Here is a 12,760-nt window from a genome sequence, read left to right on the forward strand (position 1 = left end):
TTTCAAGTAACTAACATATTTGTTATACTTACAATCGTTGGAACCTAATTGCAATTAGATTAATAAATTAACTACAGTAAAAGTACTATACTTTTATAGCGCTCACTTTTAAATGTAAGACCATCGATAACTAAAAATGATGAAAATAAAATTACCCATTAATTTTGCTCTACTTTTAACTCTTGGCTTATCAAGTTGTGATTCAGGTTATGCGGATAGCAGCTCAATATCATATGAAGAAGCCAAACTCTCAATTGAACAACAGGAAAAGCTATACCCGTTAAATTTTGTAGATGTTGATGGCACTTATAGAAAAAATTTCATTGGCGAATGGGTATTAGAGGGTAAAATAAATAGCACAGCTACTTTAGCAAAGTACAAAGATGTAGTGCTTGATATCAAGTACTATAGTAAAACTGAAACCCTTATAGGCAGAGACAGAGAAATTATATATGACTATTTAGCACCAGGTTCGAATGTTAAGTTTAAAATAAAAACTTTTGGTCCCAAAGGAGCCAAAAGTGTTGGAATTGACATTGCAGACGCTGCCACAGCAAATTAATATTCCCCTTAATTTTACTCTCCAATTTTTAAATGTCTATACCTTCCAATATAACAAAAGAGCACCTTTTCAAGGCTATTGAAAAAATAGACATAGAAGGTATTCCATTAAAAGCACATTCCTCAACTTATGATGTGGTATTTAATGGTAAGTTATACCCTCCAAAGCTTGTATTATCCTACGCCAATATTTTTGCAAATAACAGTGAGCTTGATAGAAATAACTTTGAAGGGGGGCTAAATACACCATGCTTCAGAATATTAGAGGAGAATGGCTTTAAAATTCAAAAAAAATCAAAGCCATTCTCTGATACCGTACTAGCATTCCTTTTACAAGCTCAAAGTGATAGTCTAAAGACTAAGCACTTTCTTCGGGAATTTCAGGGGCTAAGGGTCGAAGTAAGCTTTGGACAAGGAAATCCAGCGCGCGTTCCATGGTTGGCACTTTTGAGAGATGGGCAATCTGTTTCTAATGGAATTTACCCAGTGTTCCTATACTATAAGGAAGAGCAGTTACTTATATTAGCATATGGTTTAAGTGAAACGCAAGACTCTAAAAATAGCTGGGACTTAAAATCTTCTTCCCAAACAATCTTAGAGCTTTTTACTACCAAATTTGAAACTAAGCCTGCAAGATACGGCAGCTCCTTTGTACATAGTCATTACCTCATTGATTTAGACGCTTCTAATTTCGGATTAGATACTAATCAAATTGATAAAGATTTAGCAGAGGTTATAGATGTGTACAACAATCTTCCATTAGGAATAGCTAAAAAGGAATTCATCAAAGTGGTGCCTCCTATTCAAGAAATTGATAGAGAACAAATAAACTTTGATTACAGAAGTTTTTGTCAACATGCAAAAGAAGCCGGACTGAGTTTCACAGATAATTTAGTCATCCGCTTTATATCTTCTCTTTGCACTAAACCCTTTGTAATTCTTACAGGCCTTGCCGGTTCAGGCAAAACGAAGTTAGCACAGGCTTTTTCACAATGGATTTCGGAAGCTGAAAGTCAGGTTTGTATAGTACCCATCGGTGCTGACTGGACTAACCGTGATCCTCTTTTGGGTTTCCCAAATGCATTAGATACAACAAAATATTCTATTCCTGAAAATGGAGCTTTACAGCTTCTCATTAGTGCTAACGAAAATCCTGATAAGCCCTATTTTCTTATTTTGGATGAGATGAACCTTAGCCATGTAGAGCGCTATTTCGCGGATTTTCTTAGTGCTATGGAATCACAAGAACCTATACCGCTACATGCTGAATCAGGTATAGATGATGTTCCAAACAGTATTAAGTTACCAAAAAACCTTTTCATTATTGGTACGGTCAACATTGACGAGACAACCTATATGTTTAGTCCGAAGGTGTTAGACAGAGCAAACGCCATTGAGTTTAGAGTAACAGAAGATGAAATGGGAGCATATCTAAAAAATGTAGCCAAGCTAGACCTTAATAAGCTAAAAGCCAGAGGTGCTAACATGGCGTCCGATTTTGTACGCAAGGCTCAAGATGAATCTAATGGATTCAGTGATTCAGAGAACTTGAATACAAACCTGTTAATGTTTTTTAAAGAGCTCAAAAAAGTAGGTGCTGAGTTTGGTTACAGAACAGCTTCAGAAATTAAAAGATTCTCAGAAGTTGTTCACTCACTTGATTCGGGTTGGTCTACCAATGATATCATTGATGCCGCAATTATGCAAAAGTTGCTTCCTAAGCTACATGGTTCCAGACGTAAAATAGAGCCTAGTCTAAAAGCCCTTGCCAGCCTTTGCCTTGTAGAACAAATAGATGCTACTAAACTTTTAAATGCACCTGAAACCATTGATTTTAAGAATGCTGCAAAAGTAAAATTTCCAATATCGCTCGAGAAGATTTCCCGAATGCATAAAGCTGTATTGCAGGATGGATTTACAAGCTTTGCGGAAGCTTAATAAGTAGGGCTATGGCAAATCCTACTCAATCTGTAGCGGTTGCTTTGACAGATGGCAGCTCCGTTACTCTTACCATATTTTCTGAATCTGACTTAGAAGCATCGTTACAACTAATTGATGCTGCAGAAGCTACTGAGAATGGCGAAGCTCCATTACAACTCTTGGAAGGCTTTTCCTATGAGTATCAGATAGAAAGCAACTATAAACTGCAGGAGGTACCCAAGATCGTTACTCCTTCACGCGCAAATACATCATCAGGACGCATCACTCCGAATATCTATGTTGGTTCTCTTGTCATGGATATCCTCCAAAAGGATACCTGTGAAAAAAAGGGGTCTATTACCTTTGAGGTCAGGTCTATAAAGACTTCTTACCGGCACGATTACAGGTTTATGTTGGAAGACATAACAGAGAAATGTACTGATCTGCTGATGCAGTACACCTCGCCTGTATCACAGCATTTTACAGTAGATTTTAATAAAGATCCCCAGACCCTGTATCAGCGGTTTGCTTTCGTAAAGTCTCTGATAGAATCTTCAGATTTTAAGGAAGCTGCACATCGTATTGTATCCTCTCCTGTAACAACATGGACTGATAAAGAGGAAGAGCGGGATATCAGAAGAGCCAGACGTATAAACAACGCTACTATGCGTCAATTTATAACCAGCTCAAGCAGACTAGAATTACCGGCTACTCATCCGCTTCATGGTCGTTTAGCTTCAGTTCCTGCAAGACTTAGAGTCAAAAACAAATACGAAACTGTAGATACACCAGAGAACAGATTCGTTAAGCATGCACTAACTAGTTTCACTCAGTTCTGTACCGAAATTCGGATTCGGTTTTCAGAAGATAGTCGCGCCTATCAGGAAGTCATGCAACTTGAAGAGGTACTGGAAAACTTTTTAAGCCATTCTGTTTTCAAAGATGTATCCCCACCAACTTCTTTAAACTTAAATAGCCCTGTTCTTCAAAGAAAAGAAGGCTACAGAGAAGTACTGCGTGCCTGGCTCATGTTTGACATGGCCGCTAAACTAATCTGGAAAGGTGGCAATGATGTATACAGTGCAGGTAAGCGTGATGTAGCTACACTTTATGAATACTGGCTCTTCTTTACATTACTCGATATTTTTAGAGACCTGTTTAAAGTAGAGCCATCTACTTTAGAAGAGCTTATAAAACCTACTGCAGATGGACTTGAGCTTCAACTTAAAGCTGGCGATTTTATTCCTTTCCAAGGTATATTTGATGCTGGAGGACGGAAGTTAAAAGTACAATTCAGCTATAACCGTACCTTCAAAGGAAACCAAGCTTACCCTTCCGGAGGAAGCTGGACAAAAGCTATGCGTCCTGACTATACATTGAGCATCTGGCCGGAAGGTATAAAGCCTAAGGATGCAGAAGAGCAAGAGTTGATTACTCATGTGCATTTTGATGCTAAGTATAAGGTATCTCACCTGACAGAAATAATAGGTGATGACAACCTAGATTTAAGTAAGGAAAAAGAGGAACAGAGAAAAGGGAATTACAAGCGAGAAGACCTTTTAAAAATGCATGCTTATCGGGATGCAATCAGAAGAACCGGAGGTGCTTATATTCTGTATCCGGGCTCAAAGCATTTCAATAAATCTGGTTTTCATGAAATAATACCTGGCCTTGGGGCATTCCCTATCAGCCCCTCCAGAGACAATAATGGAATCTCTGATTTAAAAGCTTTTATTTCAGAGATTATAAACCAGATTCTCAACCGGGCTTCTCAGATGGAGCAGCTATCGTATAGAACCTATTATATTCATAAAGACGGACCGTCTGATATTTTACAGGAATCTATACCTGAAAAATATGGTAATGAAAGAACACCACCTCCGAATGATGTACATGTTCTTGTAGGTTACTTCAAGGACACTAAGCATCTAAATTGGATTAGCCAGCAACAACTTTATAATGCAAGGATAGACAGCGATAGAGGTTCTTTGCATCTCGGCCCAACAGAGGCTGGAGCCAAGTATTTACTTTTACATACAAAGGCTCAACTCACAACAGGTGAGATCTGGAGAATTAAAGAGAGAGGACCACGTGTTTTTTCAAAAGAGGCTATGATAAAAAGAAATTATCCCAATCCTTCACAACCTTTTTATCTGGTTTATGAAATAGAGAAGGTAAGTGCTCTAGAATTTGAGAATATGGAGTGGGACATTAGACTCTTAGAAAAACATAGAAAAGGAAGAGGTTCCGCTCTGCCTTTTGCTGTTTCTTTAACGGAGCTAATGAAAGCCAAAGTATAACATTCCCATGCACATCATCGACAAACTCGCCTGGATCGAAATCCAGGACGGTAAAATACTGAGCACCCGCAGCAAGGGCAGAACCAAATACTATTTCCCCGGTGGGAAAAGGGAGGCGGGCGAGAGCGACTTCGAGGCGCTATCGCGTGAAATAAACGAAGAGCTCAGCATTTCCCTGATCGAGGACAGTACCCGATTCCTGGGTGTATTTCAGGCGCAGGCCGACAGCCATCCGGATGGGGTGCAGGTGCAAATGACCTGCTATACCGGTGCCTACACGGGCACCATCGCAGCTTCCAGTGAAATAGAAGAAGTGGTGTGGCTTACCTACCAGGACAAGCACCTGACTTCACCAGTGGATCACATCATTTTCGACTGGCTGAAGGAGCGGGAGCTTATTCGCTAACCACCCCTATTCCATCACTTCCGGCTTCGGAAAGGTAAGGCCGAAACGCTGGCAGAGGCTGGGCACGCTATCGAAATCCATGTCGAGGGCGTACTTTTTATTTATCTCAGCGAATTTGTTCATATCGCCCCAGGCGGCTGCTACTTCCCGGAAAAAGTCTTCGAAACCGGCTGGTGAAATAACCTCGATAATCAGGCAGGGCTCGTCGCCGGCGTTCCAGAAGGTATGCCACTGGCCACGCGGCTTGAATACCCAGGTACCCGGCTCCGCTATTACCACATCGTCGCCGAGTAGTGCCCCGAGCTTCCCTTTGATTACATACGAATACTCGTCCTCGTTATGATGGCGATGCAGCGGGGCAGCCAGTGCATGTGGTGCAAGCGGATGATGCACCACCGAAAAGCGTTTCCCGGTAGCTGATCCGTCTATTTTCCAGTGCACCCCAAATCCCCCGAAATCAAATTTAGCGCCTTCATCGGCTTTTATGGCTGTTGGCTTGCCCATGGCTTGGTCTGTTTGTGAATATGCTCTTGCTTTGCCTTATATTTACGAGATTGACACCTCCTTTGGAGAGCAGCCCGACCATAAATTTTCTCGTCGTGCCAACTGTCTGACCGCCCCGCTAAAAGCTTCTCTAATTTAATCTCCCCACACACAGCTTCCCTCCCACACTTCCCGTACATTTGCGTTATGCTGCAGGAGCTGAGACAATTTTTCAGGAGTACCGACTTTGTAAAGGCGCTGGTAATCACCTTTGGTGCCGCTGTGCCTGTTTCGCTGGGGCTCTGGCTCGGGCAGGTGCCCTATTTTCTGAGCGTTGCCATGGGCGTGGTGCTGGCTTCGGGAAGCGATGTGCCGGGCAGCCGGAAGCATAAAACCGTCGGCATCCTCGTTTCGGCGGCCATTGCCATGCTGGCCAGTATTGCCATTGGCCTTGCATCGGGTAGTCTATACCTGCTGCTTCCGGTGCTGGCGGTACTGGTGTTCGCCATCTCCTTTATTTCCGTGTATGGTTTCCGGGCTTCGCTGGTGTCTTTTGCGGGCCTGATGGCCATCGTGCTGAGCTTTGTGCATGCGCATACGGGCGCCGACATTTTTATACACGGCCTGCTGCTGGGCACCGGTGGCCTGTGGGCGCTGTTGCTTTCGCTTGTCTTCCATTCGCTGCTGCAAAGGCGCCAGGCTGAAAACCTGATCATTACCTGTCTGCGGCAAACGGCCCGTTACATACAGCTGCGCGGCAAGCTGACAACGGAGAGCCCAGACCAGGAGGCGCTGCAGAAGGAGCTCTACAACCTGCAGGTGAAACTGAACGAGACGCATGAAGCCCTGCGCGAAGTGCTCCTGCACGAAAGGCAAAGCTCGGGTACCTCCAACTACCACCGCAAGCAGCTCCTGATCTTTATCGAGCTGATCGACATACTGGAATTATCGCTGGCCAACCCGGCCAATTATGAGCGCGCCAGAGCGCTGTTCGGGCAGTCCGTCAGGGTGCTGCTGCCTTTCATTAAGCTGGTTTTTGAGCTGTCGGCCAAGTTGGACGATCTGGCTGACAGTATGGAGCAGGGTCATGCCCTGTCAGCTGAAAAAGACCTGGAGCCCTTGCTGCAGAAGTGCAGCGATAGCATCCGAGCTTACGTGGAAGAACTGAAACTGCCGGATGCCCGGGAGGGTGCGCTCCTGCTCCATAACCTACTGGACTACGAGGAAAAGCTGCTGCAGAAGATCAGCTCCATCGAGCGGTTATACCTGAACCTGGAAGAGCAGCAGAGCATTGGTCTGCAAAGCAGGGAGAGCCGGCAGTTTATCACCCAGCAGGATTATGATGTCCGGATCCTGCGGGATAGCTTCTCACCAAAGTCGCCCATCTTTAAACATGCCGGCCGACTGACGATCGCAATGCTGCTGGGTTATGTGCTGGGTATCATCTTCCCGATACAAAACGCTTACTGGATCCTGCTCACGATCGTGGTGATCATGCGGCCCGGCTATACCCTGACCAAGGCGCGGTCGAAGCACAGGCTCTACGGCACCTTGCTGGGTGCTGTGATTGCGGGGCTGGTGGTGCTCCTTGTGCAGAACGTTTACCTGTATGCCGTGCTGGCCCTGGTATCGCTGATCCTCTCCTTCGCCTTTATCCAACGCAACTACCGCACCTCCTCTATTTTCGTTACTACGGGCGTCATCTTTATCTACGCCCTCATCACCCCGGATGCCTTCGACGCGATCCAGTTCCGGGTGATCGATACCCTGACAGGGGCTGCTATTGCCTTTGGGGCTATCTCCTTTTTGTGGCCTTCGTGGGAGTCGCTGAGCATCAAAGGCAACATTGTGAAGGCCCTGCACGCCAATCGCAGCTACCTGGCCGAGATTGACAGGTATAGCCAGCACACATCGCAGAACACCACGGATTATAAACTCGCCCGAAAAGAAGCCTTCCTGCAGATGGGCAACTTGAACGCGGCTTTCCAGCGGATGAGCCAGGAGCCGAAGTCGGCACAGCAGCAACTGATGGAGATCTACGAGATCGTCGGCCTGAACCATACCTTCCTGGCGGCTGCGGCGGCGCTGGGCACTTTTATCCGGGATAATAAAACAGAGGCCGCCCCGGAAGACCTGCACCTGATCATCAGATCGATAGACGCCAATCTGGCGCAGGCGCTGCAAACGTTGCAGGAGGAGGCACCACAGGCTGAAACGGTGGCCCTGGAAGAACTGGTGGAGGCCTACGACCACCTGGAGGGAAGGTATAACGAGTTGGTAGCCATCCGTACCCGCGAACTGGCCGGTGCCACGTACAAGCCCATCGCCCCTGGTTTTCTGAAAAACCTGAAGGAGGCCCGCCTGATCTCTGATCAGCTGAAGTGGCTGCACACTATCTCCGGCAATCTGAAGAAAGCAGTAGCGGAACTGGTCTGATCAGCATGGCCTAGCTGCTGCACCGCTGCAGATAGCTACGGCATTTCATATACATTTCCCTTATCTTGCGTTAAATTACGCTTAGCACAACCTACCACTATGTCCCATCAGCCTCACTACTCTCCCATGGCCCGGCAGTTGTTCGGCCAGTTCCTGGATCAGGAAATAGACCGCGACACCCTGGTCGGGCGTTTGCAGGAAATGGAACTGCAACTGCAGGCGGATGCCGGGGATGAAAGCGAAGACGACGATGACGAATTGATTGTCCAGACACTGCGCATCCGCATTTTTGGAGGCGACACAGCGGGCGTCAGCATCCGGGAGATAGAGCAGGACCTGCAGGACCTCTCCCACCCCAACGCCCAGATCCTGATGCGGGGCATTGCCTTTGGTCTGGCAGAAGATGAGCTGGAGGTACACTTCGAATAGAAAAATAACGTACCTTTAGGTATACCTTAACCCTATACCTATGGCAAAGTCACAAGACGCAAAAAAGGACATAAAGAAAAAGCCAGCCAAAACTCCAAAGGAAAAGCAGGCGGCCAAACTCGAAAAGAAAAAGAAAAGCTACGATTAGCATATATGCCCTGCCCTAATTGGCAGGTATAGCATACAGCCTATTGAAAAGCAGCAGCCCCAGCGGTTGCTGCTTTTTTATTTTAGCCCATTCATCCTCGTCGAGCTTCAGGCGGCTATCCACACGCTATAACAACAGGTATATAATTATGCTGATTTATGTATGTAAATAACAGACAACCTGTATATTTGCGTCTTTCTATACCTAGCTTAAGTTTATCTGCCACCAGCCTATGAAGCAACTTTTACGCCTGCTGCTCGGGATTATCCCGTGCTTTTTTCTTGCCTGCGATTATAGCCCCTCGGGGAGTCATTTTGAGGAGGTAAACCCTCACGTCGACGTTGTTGGCGATATCCAGTTAGACAACTTCCCGGAGCAGGACACCCTGATGCTGCGGGGATCGGTCAATCTACAATTCAATGTTTCCCTTCCGGGGCGCACCATTTATTCTGTCGAGCTTTTGCTGGATAAAAAATCGCTGGGCACGGCTACGTCAGCCACAGGACAGCGCCAGTTGGAGACAACCGATTTTGCCGACGGCTATTATAAATTACAGCTGAATGTGGTAGGCAACTCAGGAACAGGCAGCCTGGCAGACAAAGCAGGGCCGAGGGTGTACAGGTATACAGAACGTGGGTGGTGTACATCGATAACACCATCCCAAAACCCGTTACGCTCACGAGCGTGAAAGCCGAAGATGGCAGTCTGAAGGTGGAATGGAAAAAGTACAGGGGAACCGGCTTCCAGAAGTATGAGATCATGCGCCAGTATCCGGGCCAACAGTTCACCAGTGTGGTCGTTGCCACGATTACCGATCCGAACCAGACCACCTGGTTCGACACCGACTACCTGGGAGAGCGGGTTTCCTATAACGTGGTGACGCGGGTAAACGGCTACTATTATAACCTGTACAGCAATTCGATCCCTTACTTTTATCCGAAACCGCAGGTGCTGAGCAGCACAATCAGCCCAGCTAAAGAACTTATTATCACATTCAGCTCCACTCCATTCTACAGGAATCTTGGCAGCTACGAACTTACCCTGAATTCCAACAGGGTTTTTACCATGACCAATTCCAAGGATACGGTCGTTACCACACCTGCAAACATATTTGGGGAAGAGCTCCATGCCACCCTGTTTACCTACCCAAGTCATTCCCGGGAGCTAGCTCAAGGTATGAGGTGGACTATGCCATCTTATCAGGTCTGGGCGCTCCCTGGGGACCGCTGAGCGTCGAAGGTCTGTTTGGGATGCCCGCTTCCGGAAAGCTTTATTTTACTGACAGAGGCTATCTCAAGGTGGTGGATGCCGCCACCCGGCATGTCGAGCAGCAGCGGAGCATTATGTACCTGCAGGCCGACAGCGAAAAGCAGGACGTGATCTCCCAGGATGGCAAGATCCTGTATAGCATCATCGGCAATGCCGTTCACAGGCTGCACCCGCTCACGCTTCAGACGCTGGCGTCCTACGAACTGAACGACTTACTGCCAGAGGAACTCTATCATTTCAGTATGCTGGATGGCGTGAGCAACAACAACCGGCTGATTCTGCGGGCCCGCAACGCAGAGTATTACGAAGACACAATGGATCATGCCTATGTGATCGATATGGAGCAGCAAAAGGTCGTCACGGCAATTGAGGCTCATCTATCTTATAGCTACTCCATGATCAGTCCGGATGGAAAAATCATTAGTGCTGCGGATCAGGTATATGTGGAGCAAAGTAACGGCAGCTGGAAAAAGCTGTCGCTGACAAAGCAGGAGGCGAATACCCTTACCTTTCACAGGCCAGTCCGCTGTTCTTCACCACCAAAGGGACAACCATTTCCTTTTACTCCACGACGGATGGCACGCTCCAGTCAACCCTTGAAACAGAAAGAGAGTTGTACATGCCCGATACGGATCCTTTTACAGGCCACCTCTATGGCAGCAATTCTAACCAGGTCTTTATTTACAACAGCAGTACGGGACAGTTAGTCAACAAGCTCGAAGTAGCAGTTGGAACCCCGGTTTTCCTCTACAACAACACGCTTTATTCCGGTAACCGCTATCTGAAACTGTAAGGCTATGTCACACTTGAAAACTTTAATCCTGGCAGTATGCCTGCTGCTTTCTGCCAGTGCAGCCATAGCCCAGTCCAGGGTATACCTGGAGCCGCGGCTGGGCTTTGGCACTTTCCGGATGCAATCGATGAAGGAGCTGCAGCGCGTGATGATCGCCAACACCGACCTGAATGCGAAGGCAACTGATACCTTTGGCTCCTATGCTCAGTTCGGCCTCAATGTAGTGTCTGACCTGGGAGAGAATACACGGATTGGGGGTTTCATAGAGCACGGCTCCACCGGCGGCCGGGTGGCCTATTCGGACTATTCCGGTGAGTTTCTGTTGGACACGCCACTCAATTACAATGCTTTTGGCGGTTTATTTTATCACCACCAACCGATAAAAGAAAGTACGTTGCGATATGTAGTGGGAGCAGAACTGCATATGTTGATGACGAACATGAAGCTGCAGGCGTATACCAAGATCAATAACACGACTGAGAGCAGTGAAGATAAGTTTAACTCCTATGGTCTGGGGCTCAAGCCATTTGTGGGACTACAGTATCCGTTCCTTGATTTCCCGACTACCCTTTCACTAGGCTACTTATTGGATACGAACTATCCATTCCATGTGCCGGGAGAGCCCAAGCAGCAACTCAGGATCAACAGCAATAACAAAACGTTGCAGCCAGGCTGGGGTGGCCTGCGCATCAACCTGGCGGTCTCCATTCCAATCGTCCGGTAATCGCTCAACGGTGCTGCTCATACCTGTTGGCCTGCAGAATATGCTGCAGCGCTTTTATCTCCGTAGTCGTTAAGGATGCACCCTTGCCGGTCTGCAGCGCCTCGCCGAGCTGCTCCTCTGTTCGGATTCCCAGCACCGCCGCACTCACAGCCGGGTGGTGCAAGGTATAGCGCACCGCCACTTCAGCTGCCGGACGTGCTGCACCAGCCACGGTCTGAACAGTTTTAGCCATCTGCTGCACCTCCTCCGAGGTATAGCCGAGGTAGGGCTTAGCAGGTTTCCCGGCCAGCAGTCCCTGCGCCAGACTGCCACGGGCCAGCACCCCTATACCTTTCGACTGCAGCAGGTCCAGCACTGTTTCCTCTGGCCGTCGGTCGAGCAAACTGTACTGCAGCATGACACTGGCAATGTTGGAGCGCTTCACATACTCCCGTATCACATTGGGCCGGATGGAAGAAATACCATACTGCCGGATCTTGCCCTGTTGCCTGAGCAGCTCAAAGGCTTCGATGGTTTCATCGATCGGATCGTCGATGGTGCCGCCATGCAGCTGGTACAGGTCGATGAAGTAGGTCTGCAGGCGACGGAGGCTCTCTTCCACCGCCTGCAGGATGTAGCTCTTGCTTGGGTTCCAGTCCCAGCCGCTGCCGTCGGACCGCCACTGGTTACCGACCTTCGTCGCGATGATCACTTTGTCACGCATACCTGCAAAGGCCTTCCCAACCGTTTCTTCGTTTGCTCCCTTGTCGTAGAGATCAGCCGTGTCGAAAAAGTTTATACCTCCGTCCAGCGCCTGGTGTAGGAGTCTGGCATTCACCGCATGGTCGGCGCCCAGGGACATACATCCGAAGGCGATTTCACTGATGCGCAGGTCAGATTTTCCGAGTTGTTTGTAATGCATGTTGATCGTTTTATGTGGCTTCTAGCTATAGCGTGCTTTGGGGGAGAAGGTTGGGGAGAGCCCGATTGTCATCCCCCTGCCCCCTTCGAAGGGGACTTTAGGCACCTAACAATTTGCAGGTACAATAGGATTGCTGAAGCATAATGCGTTTCTGCAGAATTAACCCACCCCTGCCCCTCCCGAGAGGGGAATCTCTGCCATTACCAGTTTGTAGTCACCAACCTGTAGCATGTTTCTATAGACCACTTATACCGCTGAAAGGTATAGCAAGGCATACTTGCACGGCAGCTATAGAACAGATAGCCTAGCCAGGTGCGCCCTATGACACTCCACTGTTCGAGCGTTCAGCGAGTGGGGGTAGGGGCCCTCGATTTGGAGGGTCTTGACTTT

12 protein-coding genes are annotated in these 12,760 nt (G+C 47.7%); 10 read left to right on the forward strand and 2 right to left on the reverse strand.

The window, feature by feature from the left end; translation table 11 throughout:
- The first annotated feature begins 136 nt into the window (after positions 1 to 136).
- From O71_RS15890 to O71_RS15905, 4 genes are read left to right on the forward strand one after another with little or no spacing between them, the layout of a single operon-like run.
- Positions 137 to 562 carry a hypothetical protein gene (locus O71_RS15890; protein ID WP_040574430.1) on the forward strand — a complete coding sequence of 142 codons (426 nt, stop codon included), beginning with the start codon at positions 137 to 139 and terminating at the stop codon, positions 560 to 562.
- 32 nt (positions 563 to 594) lie between these two features.
- Positions 595 to 2,499, forward strand: a complete 1,905-nt coding sequence (locus tag O71_RS15895) for an MrcB family domain-containing protein (protein ID WP_007658716.1) — start codon at positions 595 to 597, stop codon at positions 2,497 to 2,499.
- Positions 2,500 to 2,510: 11 nt separating this feature from the next.
- Positions 2,511 to 4,781: a DUF2357 domain-containing protein gene (locus tag O71_RS15900; RefSeq protein WP_007658718.1), complete on the forward strand. Its 2,271-nt coding sequence runs from the start codon at positions 2,511 to 2,513 to the stop codon at positions 4,779 to 4,781.
- A 7-nt stretch (positions 4,782 to 4,788) separates the two neighbouring features.
- Positions 4,789 to 5,187: an NUDIX domain-containing protein gene (locus O71_RS15905; RefSeq protein ID WP_007658719.1), complete on the forward strand. Its 399-nt coding sequence runs from the start codon at positions 4,789 to 4,791 to the stop codon at positions 5,185 to 5,187.
- Positions 5,188 to 5,193: 6 nt separating this feature from the next.
- On the opposite strand, the gene O71_RS15910 is transcribed toward O71_RS15905, so the two are convergent.
- Positions 5,194 to 5,691 carry a cupin domain-containing protein gene (locus O71_RS15910; RefSeq protein ID WP_007658721.1) on the reverse strand — a complete coding sequence of 166 codons (498 nt, stop codon included), beginning with the start codon at positions 5,689 to 5,691 and terminating at the stop codon, positions 5,194 to 5,196.
- A 186-nt stretch (positions 5,692 to 5,877) separates the two neighbouring features.
- Here O71_RS15910 and O71_RS15915 point away from each other — a divergent pair, with 186 nt between their 5' ends.
- The 6 genes from O71_RS15915 to O71_RS15940 all read left to right on the forward strand — a co-directional run bounded on the left by O71_RS15915 (position 5,878) and on the right by O71_RS15940 (position 11,469).
- Positions 5,878 to 8,106, forward strand: a complete 2,229-nt coding sequence (locus tag O71_RS15915) for an FUSC family membrane protein (RefSeq protein WP_007658728.1) — start codon at positions 5,878 to 5,880, stop codon at positions 8,104 to 8,106.
- Between the two features lie 99 nt (positions 8,107 to 8,205).
- Complete coding sequence (locus tag O71_RS15920; RefSeq protein ID WP_143731955.1) at positions 8,206 to 8,535, forward strand: hypothetical protein; 330 nt, start codon at positions 8,206 to 8,208, stop codon at positions 8,533 to 8,535.
- A 380-nt stretch (positions 8,536 to 8,915) separates the two neighbouring features.
- A complete protein-coding gene (locus O71_RS15925; RefSeq protein WP_007658731.1) occupies positions 8,916 to 9,371 on the forward strand; it encodes an Ig-like domain-containing protein in 456 nt (151 codons plus the stop codon).
- The gene (locus O71_RS15930; RefSeq protein WP_155800957.1) at positions 9,323 to 9,913 is read left to right on the forward strand and encodes a hypothetical protein; all 591 of its coding nucleotides are present in this window, start codon (positions 9,323 to 9,325) and stop codon (positions 9,911 to 9,913) included. Before O71_RS15925 ends, O71_RS15930 begins: the two co-directional genes overlap by 49 nt.
- Positions 9,865 to 10,659: a hypothetical protein gene (locus tag O71_RS15935; protein WP_155800958.1), complete on the forward strand. Its 795-nt coding sequence runs from the start codon at positions 9,865 to 9,867 to the stop codon at positions 10,657 to 10,659. Before O71_RS15930 ends, O71_RS15935 begins: the two co-directional genes overlap by 49 nt.
- Before the next feature lie 90 nt (positions 10,660 to 10,749).
- Entirely contained in the window at positions 10,750 to 11,469 is a 720-nt protein-coding gene (locus O71_RS15940; RefSeq protein WP_007658734.1) for a hypothetical protein, read from the forward strand.
- A 4-nt stretch (positions 11,470 to 11,473) separates the two neighbouring features.
- Here the strand turns inward: O71_RS15940 and O71_RS15945 are convergent, their stop codons facing one another.
- On the reverse strand, positions 11,474 to 12,370 hold the full coding sequence (locus tag O71_RS15945; RefSeq protein ID WP_007658736.1) for an aldo/keto reductase: 897 nt from the start codon (positions 12,368 to 12,370) through the stop codon (positions 11,474 to 11,476).
- Positions 12,371 to 12,760 lie beyond the last annotated feature (390 nt).

Source organism: Pontibacter sp. BAB1700 (assembly GCF_000277005.1).
Classification (GTDB): Bacteria; Bacteroidota; Bacteroidia; order Cytophagales; family Hymenobacteraceae; genus Pontibacter; species Pontibacter lucknowensis.